Source organism: Nocardia shimofusensis NBRC 100134, assembly GCF_001613125.1.
Lineage (GTDB): Bacteria > Actinomycetota > Actinomycetes > Mycobacteriales > Mycobacteriaceae > Nocardia > Nocardia shimofusensis.
Genome location: NZ_BDBT01000005.1, coordinates 168590 through 183610, shown reverse-complemented (window position 1 = coordinate 183610; position 15021 = coordinate 168590). Strand labels below are relative to the sequence as shown.

The 15021-nt window shown below is 69.3% G+C and carries 12 protein-coding genes; 5 read left to right on the top strand and 7 right to left on the bottom strand.

Going from position 1 to position 15021, the window contains the following annotated elements; all coding sequences use genetic code 11:
* Positions 1–40 precede the first annotated feature (40 nt).
* Positions 41–1162 carry an acyl-CoA dehydrogenase family protein gene (locus NS3_RS07720; RefSeq protein WP_067855895.1) on the top strand — a complete coding sequence of 374 codons (1122 nt, stop codon included), beginning with the start codon at positions 41–43 and terminating at the stop codon, positions 1160–1162.
* Positions 1159–2331, top strand: a complete 1173-nt coding sequence (locus NS3_RS07715) for an acyl-CoA dehydrogenase family protein (RefSeq protein WP_067855892.1) — start codon at positions 1159–1161, stop codon at positions 2329–2331. The genes NS3_RS07720 and NS3_RS07715 overlap by 4 nt, the downstream gene beginning before the upstream one ends.
* A gap of 107 nt (positions 2332–2438) precedes the next feature.
* Here NS3_RS07715 and NS3_RS07710 read toward each other — a convergent pair whose 3' ends face one another.
* Entirely contained in the window at positions 2439–3422 is a 984-nt protein-coding gene (locus tag NS3_RS07710) for an acyl-CoA dehydrogenase family protein (protein ID WP_067855889.1), read from the bottom strand.
* A 155-nt stretch (positions 3423–3577) separates the two neighbouring features.
* Here NS3_RS07710 and NS3_RS07705 point away from each other — a divergent pair, with 155 nt between their 5' ends.
* Complete coding sequence (locus NS3_RS07705; protein ID WP_067855886.1) at positions 3578–4738, top strand: acyl-CoA dehydrogenase family protein; 1161 nt, start codon at positions 3578–3580, stop codon at positions 4736–4738.
* 5 nt (positions 4739–4743) lie between these two features.
* Positions 4744–5517, top strand: a complete 774-nt coding sequence (locus NS3_RS07700; RefSeq protein ID WP_067855883.1) for an enoyl-CoA hydratase/isomerase family protein — start codon at positions 4744–4746, stop codon at positions 5515–5517.
* 65 nt (positions 5518–5582) lie between these two features.
* Here the strand turns inward: NS3_RS07700 and NS3_RS07695 are convergent, their stop codons facing one another.
* Positions 5583–6821: an FAS1-like dehydratase domain-containing protein gene (locus NS3_RS07695; RefSeq protein ID WP_067855880.1), complete on the bottom strand. Its 1239-nt coding sequence runs from the start codon at positions 6819–6821 to the stop codon at positions 5583–5585.
* Positions 6822–6932: 111 nt separating this feature from the next.
* Between NS3_RS07695 and NS3_RS07690 the strand changes: the two genes are divergently transcribed.
* On the top strand, positions 6933–7910 hold the full coding sequence (locus NS3_RS07690) for an LLM class flavin-dependent oxidoreductase (RefSeq protein WP_067855877.1): 978 nt from the start codon (positions 6933–6935) through the stop codon (positions 7908–7910).
* Positions 7911–7913: 3 nt separating this feature from the next.
* On the opposite strand, the gene NS3_RS07685 is transcribed toward NS3_RS07690, so the two are convergent.
* The 5 genes from NS3_RS07685 to NS3_RS07665 form a co-directional block, all read right to left on the bottom strand.
* Complete coding sequence (locus NS3_RS07685) at positions 7914–9353, bottom strand: DUF1254 domain-containing protein (RefSeq protein ID WP_157101230.1); 1440 nt, start codon at positions 9351–9353, stop codon at positions 7914–7916.
* Positions 9354–9507: 154 nt separating this feature from the next.
* Positions 9508–11172: an alkaline phosphatase D family protein gene (locus NS3_RS07680; protein ID WP_067855871.1), complete on the bottom strand. Its 1665-nt coding sequence runs from the start codon at positions 11170–11172 to the stop codon at positions 9508–9510.
* 136 nt (positions 11173–11308) lie between these two features.
* The gene (locus NS3_RS07675) at positions 11309–12784 is read right to left on the bottom strand and encodes a carotenoid oxygenase family protein (RefSeq protein WP_067855867.1); all 1476 of its coding nucleotides are present in this window, start codon (positions 12782–12784) and stop codon (positions 11309–11311) included.
* A 37-nt stretch (positions 12785–12821) separates the two neighbouring features.
* On the bottom strand, positions 12822–13268 hold the full coding sequence (locus NS3_RS07670; RefSeq protein ID WP_245649505.1) for a PaaI family thioesterase: 447 nt from the start codon (positions 13266–13268) through the stop codon (positions 12822–12824).
* On the bottom strand, positions 13265–15010 hold the full coding sequence (locus NS3_RS07665; RefSeq protein WP_067855864.1) for a class I adenylate-forming enzyme family protein: 1746 nt from the start codon (positions 15008–15010) through the stop codon (positions 13265–13267). The genes NS3_RS07670 and NS3_RS07665 overlap by 4 nt, the downstream gene beginning before the upstream one ends.
* Between the last annotated feature and the right edge of the window lie 11 nt (positions 15011–15021).

Genomic DNA, 15021 nt, shown 5'->3' with positions numbered 1-15021 from the left:
ACGGCGACATGATGCGTCCGCGCAGGAGAGGGGGCAGGCCGTGAGCGGTGGGCCGACCGAGGAACACGAGGAACTGCGCGGAGTGGTGCGCCGCTTCCTGAGCGAGAAGTCGGACCTGACCCGTGCGCGTGCGCTGGTCGAGGCAGGTGAATACCGCGACGAGGCCGTGTGGACGCAACTCGCCGGGCAGCTCATGGTCCAGGGCATCGCCGTGCCGGAGCGCTACGGCGGCGCGGGTTACGGTCCGGTGGAATTGGGCATCGTGCTCGAGGAGATGGGCAGGTTCCTGTCTGTCGCACCGTATTTCGCGACCGTGGCGCTGGCCGGGCAGCTGCTGACCAGTTGCTCCGATGCCGCGGCGCGCGAGACCTGGCTGCCCGGCATCGCGTCGGGATCGATGACCGCGACCGTCGCGATCGGCGACGACACCGGTGAGATCGCGGCCGACGCGGTGACGACGGTGGCCGAGCGGGAGGGGGACGGCTGGCGGCTGACCGGCACGAAACGCTTCGTGATCGACGGAACCACGGCCGATCTGCTGATCGTCGCGGCCCTGACCGACGGGGTCGTCACGTTGTTCACCGTCGCCGGAGGCGCCACCGGTGTGCGGCGCGAGCCGCTGCCGAATCTCGATCCGACGCGGCCTCTGGCCACCGTCGAATTCTCCGGCGCCCCCGCGGTCCGGATAGCCGACGACGCCACCACGCTGCTGCCCAGGGTCGCGGACCTGGCGGCCGCAGCGCTCGCCGCCGAGCAGGCGGGTGGTGCGGCCGCGGCGCTGGACACGGCCGTCGAATACGCGCGTGTGCGCGTGCAGTTCGACCGTCCGATCGGCTCGTTCCAGGCGATCAAGCACCGGTGCGCCGACCTGCTGCTGGAGGTGGAATCCGCGCGCAATGCCGCGTTCGCGGCGACCTCGCTGCTGGCCACGGGCGATCCCGAGGGCCCGCTGGCCGCGTCGCTGGCCGCCGCCTGGGCGAGGCGGACCTTCACCCATGTCGCCAAGGAGAACATCCAGATCCTCGGCGGTATCGGGTTCACCTGGGAACACGATGCGCACTTGTTCCTGAAACGCGCCAAGGCCGGCGAGATGTTGCTGGGCACCACGGCGCGCCACCGTGCCCGGGTGGGCGCGCTGGCAGGAATCCGAGGAGCGGAATGACCGGGGCCGACCGTGAGACCGACGCACAGTTCCGGGCCCGCCTGCGCAAGTTCCTGAGCACGCACGCGCCCGGGCCGCGGCCGCGTGATCCCGCGGTCAGGGTCGAATGGACCAAAGCCTGGCACGCGACCCTGGTCGACCACGGATACGCGGGCCCGTCCTGGCCGCGCGAGTACGGCGGCATGGAGCTGCCGTTCGCCAGGCAGATCATCTACCAGGAGGAGATCGCCAGGGCCAGAGTCCCCGGTCCGCTCGGCACCGGGCTCGGCATCGTCGCGCCCACGATTATCGAGTACGGCACCGAGGAGCAGAAGCGGCGGTGGCTGCGACCGATGCTGCGCGGCGATGTCGTCTGGTGCCAGGGCTATTCCGAGCCCGGCGCGGGGTCGGACCTGCCGTCGCTGCGCACGACCGCCCGACGCGACGGCGAGGAGTACGTGGTGAACGGGCAGAAGGTCTGGACCAGTAGCGGCACCCTCGCCGACATGCTGTTCTGCCTGGTTCGCACCGGCTCGCCCGGATCGCGGCAGAAGGGCATCACCTATCTGAACATCGATGCCGGGTCGCCGGGGGTGACGATTCGCCCGCTGCGCGATCTGACCGGCGCCGCGATCTTCGCCGAGGTGTTCTTCGACGAGGTTCGCGTGCCGGTCGCCAACCGCATAGGGGAGGAGAACGAGGGCTGGCCGCTGGTGCGCACCTCGCTGGGGCACGAGCGTTCCGCGGGCGCCATGAACCAGGCCGCGTCCTACCGCCGCGTCCTCGGCGAACTGATCGACCTCGCGCACGAGCGGGGGCTGACCGGCGATCCGCTGGTGTGCGACCGGCTCGTCGAGTTCGAGATGCGGGTGCGGCTGATCCGCTACAACGCCGAGCGCACCGTCTCCGACATCCTCACCAAGGGCGAGCCGGGGGCGGGGTCGTCGGTGTCGCGGCTGATGATCGCCGCGTTCGAGCAGGATCTGCACGAGTTCGCCGTGGACATGCTCGGCCCGGACGGGATCGTGACGGCTCCCTCCGGACAAGCGGTCCAGCGGGGTCGGTGGTTGACGGGGTTCCTCATGACGCGGGCCTCGACCATCGGCGCGGGCACCGCCGAGATCCAGCGCAATACCGTGGCCGAACAGGTCCTGCGATTGCCCTACGATCCGGCGATGCCGCCGCGTTGAGGCAGTGCGTAGCGAGAACGAGTGGCGTGCCCGGTGGCGCGGCCACTCGTTCTGTGTTTCCGACCCCGCGCCGCCGCGCAATCGGCCCGCGCCGCCGAAATACTCGCCTACCCCGCTCGGCGGAGCAGCTGCGCGACGCGCTGATGATGGAAGGTCGCGTTCCCCCATACCGCTTCGTCGACCTTCGCGCGGCGCAGGAACAGATGCAGGTCGTGTTCCCAGGTGAAGCCGATACCGCCGTGCAACTGCAGGGCCGTGCCCGCCACCTCGCTGACGCCTTCGGACGCATACGCTTTCGCCACGCTCGCCCACAGGGCGGCATCGTCGGCGCCCGCGTCCAGCGCCATCGCCGCGCGGTAGGTGGCCGCGCGCACACCCTGCAGCGTGATCAGCATTTCGGCGGCCTTGTGCTTCACTGCCTGGAACGAGCCGATCGGCCGATCGAACTGCTCGCGGACGGCGGTGTAGGACACCGTCATCTCCAGCAGGCGCGTGCCGACCCCGAGTGCGTCGGCCGCGGTCAGCACGGTCATCGCGGCACGCCACCACCGCGGATCGAGGTCGAGGACACGGCCGTCGAGCGGGCCGGTCGCGGCATACCAGCCACGGGACAGGTCGATCGTGGTGCGGCGTCTGGTCGCCGGCGCGGGCGCGAGGCGCACGTCGTCGCCGAGGACGAGCAGCCAGTCGGCCGATCCGGCTGCCTGGATGAAGTCGGGAGCCCCGGCGTCGACCACGGTGCCTTTGTGGTCACCGGCGAGTAGCCCGGTGACCACGTCGTCGGGCGCGCCGCCAGCGGCCGCGGCGGCGGCGACCAGGGCACTCTCGGCGAACGGTCCGGGCGCGGCGGCCCGGCCGACCTCCTCCGCGAGCAGGCAGAGCTCGACGAGGCCCTGTCCGGCGCCGCCCGCCTCCTCCGCGACCGCCAGCGACGGCCAGCCGAGCTCGATCGCCTTCTGCCACAGCGCGTCGTCGCCGTCGGCCTCGGCGTCCGCCACGGCGCGCACGAGAGCGGGCGGGCAGGTCGCGGTGAGCATGCTGCGGGAGAATTCGCGCAGCAGCCCCTGCTCTTCGGTGAGTTCGAAGTCCACGCGTCGGCCTCTCTGTCGGTGGCGAGACTGTCGGGGCGATTCGGCGCAGTCGGCGTGACGCCCGTCGCCCGGTATGGTATCAATCAAGTAGGCAAATCATCTAACTAATTAAGGGTGCGGGGCCGCATCCAGCGGCAGGCGAGGGAGCCACGACGATGCGGATCGATACCTCCGAGCGGCTCGCGGATTTCCGCGCGCGCGTGCGGGCTTTCGTGGCCGAACGCCATCCCGGCCCGAAGCAGCACAGTGGGGTGCGCGCGCCGGATGCGGAACTGGTCCCGGCGATCCGCGCGTTCACCGCCGCGTTGTTCGACGCGGGATTTCTGGGCGCGGACTGGCCCGCCGAGTACGGCGGCCGCGTCGATTACGATCCGTCGGAGGCGTTCATCGTGGCCGAGGAGATCGCCAGGGCGGGCACCTGGGGGCCCATCGGCGCGGCTACGAACCTGGCCGCGCCCGCGCTCATCGAGTTCGGCACCCCCGCCCAGCGGGCGGAGTTCCTGCCGAAGATCCGCACGGCCGAACACCTCTGGTGCCAGTTGTTCAGCGAGCCCGGCGCGGGTAGTGACCTGGCGGGCCTGAGCACGCGCGCGGTGTTCGACGACGGCGACTGGGTCGTCGACGGGCAGAAGGTCTGGACGACCAACGGTCATCACGCCGATATCGGCTATCTGCTCGCCCGCACGAATCCCGACGCGCCCAAGCACGGGGGAATCACGGCGTTCATCCTGGATATGACCACCCCGGGCATCGACGTCAGGCCGCTGCGCGAGATCACCGGTACCAGCGATTTCAACGAGGTCTTCCTCGACGGTGCCCGAATCCCGGAGGATCGGGTGCTCGGTGCGGTCGACGACGGCTGGCGGGTCGCCAATTCCAGTCTCGCCCACGAACGCAGCGGTGTCGCCGCGAGTTCGGTGGAGCTGATCCAGCAACTGCACGACCTGCTGGCGCTCGGCGGCGGGAGCCCGGAGGAGATCGGCAGCATCGCCACCAAGGTGCTGGTCAGCGACGCGATGAGCAAGGCCGTGCAATCGCATGTGCTCGCGGGCACCGAAGGCGCGGCGGACGCCGCGGCGGTCAAGATCTTCTTCAGCGAGACCAATCTGGCGCTGGCCGAGGCCGGGCTGCGGCTGCAAGGGGCGAACTCGATTGTCGCCGAGGGGGATGCGCAAGCGACGGCGGACGGCTGGTGGCAGGACGCGTTCCTCTACGCGCGTGCCTACACCATCGCCGGTGGCGCCACCGAAGTACTGAAGAACGTCATCGCCGAGCGTGCGCTGGGCATGCCGCGCGAACCACGCCGGAAAGGGTAGGCGCAATGGCTTACAAGACAGTGCTGTTCGACGTCGCCGACCACGTCGCGACCATCACGCTCAACCGCCCCGAGATGCTCAACTCCTTCGACCGGCAGATGCTCGCGGAGTTCGTCGAGATCTGGGCGCGGGTGCGCCGCGACGACGATATCCACGTGGTGGTCCTGCGCGCCGCGGGGGACAAGGCGTTCTGCACCGGGATCGACGTCGCCGAGGGCCTGGACCTGCCGGAGAACATCTGGAACGAGGAGGACCCCGGCCTGGCCTTGTCGCCGCGGACGAATCGGGTGTGGAAGCCGGTGATCGCCGCGGTGCACGGGATGGTGGCCGGCGGTGCGTTCTATTGGCTCAACGACGTGGATTTCATCGTGTCCGCCGACGACGCCACCTTCTTCGATCCGCACGTGTCCTACGGTCTGACCTCGGCTCTGGAGCCGATCGGTCTGGCCAGGCGGGTGCCGCTGGGCGAGGTGATGCGGTGGGCGCTGCTCGGACTCGACGAACGGATGTCGGCCCAGCGCGCCTACCAGATCGGCCTCGTTTCCGAAGTGGTGCCTGTCGAGCAACTGCACGCCCACGTCGACCAACTCGCGCGCAAGATCGCCGCCAAGCCGGCCGCCGCCGTTCAGGGGACGGTGAAGGCGGTATGGGAGACCCTCGGGATGGACCGGGCCGCGGCGCAGGCGGTGGCGTGGAACTACCCGATGCGCGGCAACCCGATCGGCACGGCGGAGGTCGCGCGCGCGGGCTTCGCCAAGCCGAAATGGACCTCGCGCTGAGTGACCCTCGAGAGCCGAGAGACTGTCGGGTGCGGTGACCTGGAAGGTCGCCGCACCCCCTGTCCTCATTCCGCGAAGCGGGCGATCTCGTACTCGAGCATGCCCTGGAGTCCCTCGGCGGGCGGGGCGGGCAGCGTGACCGCCGAATCGCGGGTGGGCAGCAGGACGACGGCGGTGCCCGGGGTGGTGGTCTCGCCGCGTTGGTTCTCCACCCACACCTCGAGCTCGGCTGCGTGACCGTTCGCCGACTCCGATGTGCCGGTCACGCGGCCACGGACCCACGAGGTGTCGCCGATGTAGTTGAATTTGCGGTGCTGGCAGGACAATTTCCACAGCCAGGCGTCGTCGCCCATCCAGTCGGTGACGAGGTGGGTCAGCCAGGCCTCGCGCATCGCACCGTAGTCGTAGCTCATGGGGATGCCGAGTTCGCGCGCCCGCTCGGGCTCCCAATGCAGGCGCTGCACGGTGTCGGGGATATTGCGGTTGTTGGGCGGGTAGAGGCCGGGGACCTTCCTGCGGACGCCCCGGCTGATCCCGAAGCTGCCGGGCGGGGTCAGCTGCATGCCCCAACCCACGTGCCACACAACGATGTCGGTGACCGTGAGCGGTCCCTTGACCCGTTGCTGGAGCTCGTCGCCGATCTGTACGTCCTCCCAGTAGCGCGGCTCCGCGCCGCGTCGGGTCTCGGCGTCGTAGGCGGCGTCGATCTCGGCGAGCATCTCCTCGGTGTAAGGGGTGGTCACGTCGACGGGCGCCTTCTCCCCGGCGCGCTTCTTGCTGGTGTGGCGCTCGGCATTGATCCAGGTGCCGCGCTGGACGGCCACCATGTCGCCGTCCGCGGTGGCGAAGAGGAAGTCGTTGGTGACGTGCGCGGTGCGCCCGCCGAACGCGGAGGGCTTGTCCCGCACGCCGACCTGCGAGCGCAGCACCCGGCAGCGGTCACCCAGCCGCAGCGGCCGGAACCACTCGAACTCCATGACCGCCTGATAGGAGCCGAGTCCGGCGAACGGATCGCCCTTCATCAGCGCTTTCTGCTCCGGAGTGAGGGGAGCCGCGGCATTCTCACCCATGGTGTAGATGAAGTTCGGCGGTGCGATCAGGGTTCCCCAGCGGGTGTTCTTGCCGTAGTCGGGCTCGCAGTACAGCGGGTTGTCGTCGCCGTAGCCGAACGCGAAATGCCGGGTGCCGTCCGCTGTCACCTCGAGGTTGTGCGGCGTGAGGGGGCGGTCGGGGATTCCGATGCGCCTGCGGGAGCGCTCGAAAGCCTCGTCGTTCAACACGCCGAACGTCGCTGCCTCGGTCACGGGGGCCTCCTTGTCACGGGGCTCGGTCGGCGAGCAGTCGCCCCGACTCGCTGCGGGGTTCCTGGACAATATAGTACAAATAGCTAACTGATAAGCCTTAAAGGAGTGCATATGGAGTTCGGGCTGCCGTGGCCGGGCGCCGAGGTCGCGCGTGCGGCCGAGGCCGAGGGCGTCACCGCCTTCTGCACCGGGGACTTCGTGGACAACGACGCCTACGAAGTGCTCGCCGAGATGGTCGACACCACCGCATCGGCCCGGGTCGGCACCTCCATCGCCTACGCTTTCGCCCGTACGCCCTACGCGCACGCCTCGGCGATCAGGACCCTGCACAACAAGGCTCCGGGCCGGCTGTTCCTCGGGCTCGGATCGGGCGCTTACTCCATCAATCGCCACTGGTTCGGCGTCGAGGCGGACAAGCCGGTGGCGCGGATGAGCGATCTGGCCGGCGCGGTGCGCGCCTGGCTGCACGCCGAGAACGGCGAGCGGGTCCGCTACGAGGGCCCGTTCTATCGCGTCGACGCCAAGGTGCAGGCGCCGGTACTGGGCAGGCTCGACGTACCGGTGCTGTTCGCGGGTTTCAACAAACGGATGGTGGCGGCCGCGGCCGCCCATGCCGACGGAGTGATCGGGCACGGACTGTTCACCGCCCGCTGGTGGCACGATGTCGTCCGGCCCGCCGCGGGGGACGTGCCGGACGGCTGGCTCGAGCACGGCTGGCTCATCACCTCCGTCGACGACCGGGACCCCGAGCGGGCCGTCCGGGACGCGCGGCGGATGGTGGGCTTCTATCTGACCGTCAAAACCTACGATCCCTTCGTCGAGTACCACGGCTGGACCGACGAGGTCGCGCGCGTGCGTACAGCGTTCGCGCAGGGGGACATCGAGGGACTGGCCGCCGCCGTCTCCGACGAGATGCTCGACGCCATCGCCGTGTGCGGCACTACCGATCGAGCGCGCGAGCAACTCGGCAAGAGGCGGGTGGAGGGCTCCCTGGCGCGGGATCTCACCTATCTCGCGCCGCCCTCGTTCCTCACCAGCGCCCGCAGACGTGCCGAATACACCCGCAACAGTCTCGCGCTGCTGAAGTAGGGCTCAGTCCGCCCGGGTGACCGCGGGCGGGTTCCAGCCGCCGTCGATGACGGCGTCGTCCGGCCAGTACGCGCGCAGCAGCAGGTTGAACGGGCCCGAGGCCGGGGTGGGCAGCCAGTTGGCCTCCCGTTCCGCCCCGGGGCTCTCGCGCTGGATGTAGATCTCGATCGAACCGTCCGGGTTCTGGGTGAGCGTCTCCCCGCGCAGCGCGTAACGGTTGATCGGGTTGGCGACGAGGAACCCGCGCTCGTCGTACATCGTCAGCGACCAGAACGCCTGGACCGGCGGCGCTTGGCCGGCGGGGAAGCGCAGGACGTAGGCGCTGTCGGACTGCAGTTGCGCGTCCTTGTCGTCGATGCGGCCGGCCGGGTAGACGGCGTCCTCGGGCAGGTTGGCGCCGAGGCCGGCGTAGGCGACGACGGCGCGTGCCGCGTAGTCGTCGCCGTAGTCGCCGATACTGCCGCGCGCGGTCTGCCAGCCGTTCACCGGCTTCTCGCCCAGGTCGACCTCGATCTGCGACAGCGCCGTCGGCCAGGCCTGCTCCCAGCGGGCACGCTCTTCTTCGGGCAAGGCGGCGAGGTCGAGTGGGCGGTCCGGTGACCAGCCGATCGCGGCGAGTTCGTCGAGCAGTGCCTCGTCCTCGGACCGAGTCTGATCGTGCGACAGGCTCGAGTAGTACAGATCCCAGTACTGCTGCGGCGTCAGATCGCGAATGTACCGAGCGACCTCCTGACCACGCGGCCAGTCGGGATTCACCGCGGTGTTCTCCGGCGGGGTGTAGGGCTGTCCGTAGGCGCTGAGCGGCTTGGCGGTCATCCGGTTCTGGATGGCGACGACGTTGGCCACATCCTCGGGCCCGTTCACCTGGATGCGCCCGATCATCCAGCCGCCGTCGGTCGGCAGCCGGTACTCGATCACGCCCTCGGGCAACGTGCCCTGCCAGTCGGGGCCGACGATGGCGAACTCGTAGCCGCGGCGGTCGCCGAGCGTGCGGGTGCCGGGTGAGGCATCGACATTCGTCCACATGTCCATCAGCGGGAACAAGTGATAGCGGTCGCCCATATCGGGCACGCTCACCACCAGTGGTTCCGCCGACACATCGAAGAACATCGAGACGTAGAGCGTGTCGATATTGGGGCGCACCACCCCGGTGAAGTCGGAGTTCGGCAGGAAGTTCAGCGGCGCGAGTTGATTCATCGGCGCCGCGCCGATCGCCGGGTTCGCGGCGGGGAGATTCGTCGACTGCCGCCGCGTCACCTCCACCGCGACCAACGGGTAGGTGTAGGTGTAGGCCTTCACGGCGGTGGCCTCTCGCGCCGCGTCGGTGGTCGGCTCCGGCTCGGCGGAATCCGAGCCGCATGCCACCGTCGTCGCCGCGAACGCCATGGTCGCGGCCAGCGCCACCGCCGATCTGAGCCGTCGATATCCGGAACCACCGACCACCGCATCCTCCTGGAGTGTGTGCGCAGCGCGCAGCGTGATTGCCTGAAATTTGCCGCCCTGTCGAGATTATCCGATACCGCGGCGCGGGCGACGGTAATCGGCGGTGCGTCGGTCGCGGGAGGCTCGACAGCGACATCCTGCCGGTCCCGAGAGGTCAGCGATCCCCGTCCTCGGCCTGGGCGAGACCGTCGACTTCCCGGGCGGCTTCGAGATCGGCCGCGGTGGGACGGCCGGGCTGCCATGCCTCGAGAACGCCCGGCACGCCGTCCTGCACGATGTAGGTGGCGTCGGTGCGGACGGGCGCTCCCGGCCGCTGCACATAGGGCACCACGCGGAAGTCGTTGCGCCACAGCTGCCGATCGACCTCCACGCGGACATAGCCGCGCTGGGCGTTGTAGTACTTCAGGTCCGGATTGGCCGCCAGCAGGCGCCTGCCGTGGTCGTAGATGTCGACGCCGTCGCCGCCGCTGGTCACCGAGGTACCGGTGAATTCGCTGCCGATGACGGGGGATTCGGGGTCGGTGTAGTCGTGACGCAGGTCCGCGGCGTAGTTCTCGTGCCGGTCGCCGCTGATGACGACGAGGTTGCGTACCCCGCGATCGGCCGCGGCGGCCAGGACGGCGTCGCGGTCGGCGACGTAGCCGTCCCAGGCGTCGGTGGAGACCTCGGTGTCCGGTCCGGGATCGTGGTCGGTCTGGCCCATCACGACCTGATTGCCGAGAATGTGCCAGCGCGCTTTCGACTGCGCGAAGCCGTCGACCAGCCAGTCTCGTTGCCGCCCGCCGAGAATCGTGGCGGAACTGTCGGAACGTCCGGCGAGATCGGTGGTCTTCTCGCCGTTGAGGACGGCCGGCGGGGTGCGGTACTGGCGGGTGTCGAGCATGGTGATGTCGGCGAGTCCGCCGAAGTGGTAGCGGCGATGCAGGCGCGTTCGCGTCCCCGCCGGAAGCTGCGCGAGTCGCAGCGGCTGGTGCTCGTACATGGCGTGATAGGCCGCGGCGCGGCGACGTCGGAACAATGCAGGAATGTTGTCGATATCGAGGTCGAGGCCCGACGATTCCCCGGCCCAGTTGTCGTCGACCTCGTGATCGTCCATGGTCACCAGCCACGGGAAGTGGGAGTGCGCGCGCTGCAACGGCCGCTCGACCTTCGAGAGCACGTGGCGCAGGCGGTATCCCGCGAGATCCCGTGCTTCGGAACGCAGGTGGGACTCCACCGCCCTGCCGGTGCGATGCCCGGTGAGCGCGTCTTCGTAGATGTAGTCGCCGAGGTGGACCACCAGGTCGAGATCCTCGTCGGCGATGTGGTCGTAGGCGGTGTAGTAGCCGTCGTTCCACGCCTGACACGAGGCGAAGGCGAACCGCAGCCGCGTGGGGTGGCTGTCCAGGGCCGGTGCGGTGCGGGTGCGTCCGACCCGGGACACGGCCGAACCGGCCCGGAAGCGGTAGTGATACCAGCGGTCCGGCGCGAGGCCGTGGATCTCGGGATGCACGCTGTGGGCCAGTTCCCTGGTGGCCACCGCCTCGCCGCGGCGCACCACCTCGGTAAACGCCTCGTCCTCGGCGACCTCGTATTCCACGGTCACCGGCCGCGGCCCCATCCCGCCGTGACCGTCCGGGGCGAACGCGTCCGGCGCGAGGCGAGTCCAGAGGACGAAGCCGTCCGGGGAGGGATCGCCCGAAGCGACGCCGAGGGTGAACGGATCGTCCGACCATCGGGGCGCGCGGAATCGGCTGCTGCTCACCGCCGATGTCCCCACCAGCAGCAGTGCGGATCCGACGGCGCCATAGCTCAACAAGTGCCGACGCGACACGCCCATGACAATGACGCTACAGCAAAGCGGAGGAAGTATCTCCGATTGTGTGGTGAGCCGCTCGACGTCGGGTGGTCATCAAGGGCCTGCGTGCCGCCTGCTGCCCGCGGCGGTGCGCCGGGGCAGCGAGCGGGCAGTGGCCTCAGCCCCCCTGGGCGAGCTGATCCCCGCGCACCCACGTGGCGTGAAAACCGGAAGGGACACGTTGCGGCAGAAGCACTCTCGCGAGCGGACCGGCGGCGACATCGGCGGCGTCGAAGATGTCGATCTCGCCTCGGTCCTCGGTCTCGTCGTTGACGAAGCAGACCAGGTAGCCGTCGGTCTCGCCGGTCGATCCGTCGCGGGGTGCAAAGGGGGCTTCCGAGCCCCAGCGGCCGGGACCGAACTTGTGCTCCTCCTTCGTGCCGGTGGAGGAGTCGAACCGCACCAGGCCGTCGAACAGCAGGGTGGGCTCGTGGGCGAGGCTCATGTTGTAGGAGTAGCGGTGCGGCCGGCCCATGATGCGCGAGTCGACGCTGGGGAATTCGATGTTGGCCTCGTCGAGGGCGTGTTCGCTGGTGGCGCCGGTGCGCAGGTCGAAGCGATAGCGGTAGAGCTGGGCGTCCAGGCGCATGTAGGCGAGCATGCTGGCCAGCGGGTGGTCGAAGGTGCTCTGGTGCTGGGGGTTCTTCACCCGGCACACGTCCATGACGATCTCGTCGCCCTCTTCCCAGGAGTTGACGACGTGGTAGATGTAGCAGGGCTTCGCCTCGAACCAGCGCACCTGATCGCCCGCGCCGTGGCGGGGGATGACGGCGAAGCGGGAGACGAGTTCGCGGTCGTAGTAGATGCGGTACTTGCCCGCCTTGCGCGCCTCGTGGTCCTGCACCAGCGGGAGATCCATGAGGATCGAGTAGTTCGGGGTGATCGCCATGTCGTGCGGCAGGCGCGGGCCGGGCAGATCGATGTGGGCGAGATGGGTCTGGGTGCCGTCGGCGCCGATGATGCCGTAGCGCAGGTAGTCCATGTCCGGGCCGTAGTCGAACCAGAGCAGTTCGCCGGTGGCCTCGTCGACCTTGGGATGGGCCATCATGTCGCCGGCGAAGGTGCCCAGGAAGTCTTGCGCGCCGATGGTTTCCAGTGAGAGCGGGTCGATGCCGTACGGAGTGCCGCACAGGTACCAGGTGGCCAGTACCTGGCCGCGGTGGTAGATGACGTCGGTGTTGGCGGCGTCCTTGATGCCCAGGCCGTGGCCGTTGCCCCAGGGGTTGTCCTTCGGGTTCTCCATGAGGCCGGTCCACAGCGCGCGGCCCGCCTCGGACTCCTGGGCGAAGGCGCGGGTGCGCACGTACCGGTTGCGGTACCTGACCTTGCCGTTCTCGAAATGCGCGGCATGGATCATGCCGTCGCCGTCGAACATGTGGTACCGGCCGGGCGCGTCGAACTGGCGGTTCGGGCCGTTGCGCAGGTAGACGCCGTTGAGGTCGGCGGGGATCTCGCCGATCACCGGCAGGTCGTCGAGGGTCAGCTCCTCGCGGACGGGAGCGAAGACACCGAGCAGGTAGGGGTTCTGCACGCTCGGGTCGGCCGTGCGGGCGACGGCGACGGGAACGCTCGCCTCGAGGTTCGAGCTGGTCATGATCTGGTCCTTTCGATGCGGAATCGGCCCGCGGCTGCTACGGCTGGAAGACCAGTTGCGTGCAGCGCAACAGCGCGATCGTCCGGTCGTCGCCGTCACGCACGGTGGCGTCCCAGACCTGGGTGCGTCTGCCGGTATGGGCGGCGATCGCGGTGGCGGTGACGACGCCCGAGCGGGCGGTGCCGAGATAGTTGGTTTTCAGTTCGACCGTGGTGAAGGCCGCGTCGTCGGGGATGGACAGCCGGGTGCCGATGCCGCACATGGTGTCGGCCAGCGCGACGACCGACGCGGCGTGCAGATAGCCGTTGGGCGCGAGCAGGCCTTCGTGGACGGTGAATTCGCCGACGACCCGGTCGGGCGAGGCGGACACGACCCGGATGCCGAGGTTGCCGGGGAGACGGCCGCAGAGCATTCCGGTCAATGCCTCGGCCAGTGCCGGGCCGGAGCCTTTCGGCGTCGGGCGTGGCAGCGGCTCGCCGCTCACGGGTGCTCGTCCCCGGTGACCAGGCCGCGCAGTTCACGGCGCTGGAGTTTGCCGATGGGGTTGCGCGGCAGAGTCTCGACGGTCAGCAGTTTCTCGGGAAGTTTGAACGAGGCGACGTCCTTCTCGCGCAGGAAGGACACCAGGGTGTCGAGAGCAAGTTCCTGACCCGGCGCGGGAACGACTACAGCGCAACACTTCTCGCCGAGCACCGCGTCCGGGTAGCCGACGACGGCGACATCGGCGACCGCGGGATGGGCGATGAGCAGACCCTCGATCTCGGCGGGCGCAATGTTCATCCCGCCGCGAATGATGATCTCCTTGCTGCGGTCGACGAACTTCAGGTATTCGCCGTGCTCGCCGCACAATTCGAAGACGTCGCCGGTGCGCAGGTAGCCCTCGTCGTCGAACGGGCTGCTCTCGGCGGTGCCGGGCAGGTATCCGGCGAAGACGGTGGGGCCCTTCAACCGCAGTTCCCCGCGTCCGCCGGGCGTGGTGATCTCCGTTTCGCCGTCGAGGTCGACCAGCCGCACCGAGGTGCGTTCGGCCACCGACGTCGACCATTTCTTCGCCGGGGAGCTGTAGTTCGGCAGGTATTCGGCGCGCATCATCGGGTCAGGGGTGTCGGCGGGCACGCCGAGCAGGCAGATGCCCTCGTTGGAGCCGAAGAAGTTGAGCACGTCGATGCCGAGGTCGACCTGCCAGTCGCGTACCACGCTGGGCGGCAGCGGGGCGCCGCCGGAGCCGACCTTGCGCAGCGAGGACAGATCGAACTGCGCGCGCAGGGCGGCGTTCTGCAACAACAGGGCCAGGATGGCGGGCGGCATGCTGGTGTGGGTGGCGCGATGGGTCTGGATCTGGGACAGGTAGACGCCGAGATCGAGGGGATGGTGCTGCACCAGATGGCTGCCGCCGAAGAGCCAGGGCAGTAGCGACGTCGCGAAGCCGGCCATGTTGACCATCGGGAAGGGGCCCACGATCACCGAATCCGCCGCCGCCAGCAAGCCGTCCTGGGCCGCCTGCCCGATGGCGAGCCAGTCGGCGTGGCAGCGGGGGATGCCCTTGGGGGCGGCTTCGGTGCCGCTGGTCCAGCAGATGGTGAGGCAGTCGTTGACGGTGCGGGGGAGCTGGGCGATGTAGTGCCGGACGTCGCGGATCGTCTCCTCGGACGGTGATGCGTCGTCGAGCGCCACGGACTGTGCGCCGCTCGCCGCGCCGAAAGTGAAAACAGTACGAAGGGATGAGGTTTCGCCGATCAGCGACAGCGCCTCCTCGTGCGGGGTCCGATCGCCGAGAGCGGTGACAGTGACGACCGCGACCGCCTCGCAGGAGGCGACGATCCGGCTCAGCTCGTGGCGGCGGTAGGAGGCGGGCATGGGCGCGGCGATCGCGCCGAGCCGCCACAGCGCGAAGTAGGTGGCGGTGAGCGCGACGGAGTTGGGCATCAACACCGCCACCACGTCGCCCGCGCGGATGCCGTCGGCGTGCAGGCGGGCGGCGAGTTCGTCGATCTCGGTGTCGAGTTCACGCCAGGTCAGCGATCGCGGCGTGAGGCCGCACAGCTCGGTGAGATTGGGGGCGTCGGTGATCGCGGCGTGGTCGCCGCGTGCGGCGACGTGACCGTCGAACAGGTGGAGCACGGTCTCGGGCCGCCACCAGCCGCGACCGAGGAAATCCCGCACGCGGGATTCGGGGTGGCAGGAGCGAAGGTGCTGAGCGGGAGGGCGTTCCGCCGTGGAGGTCATGGGCGTCCATC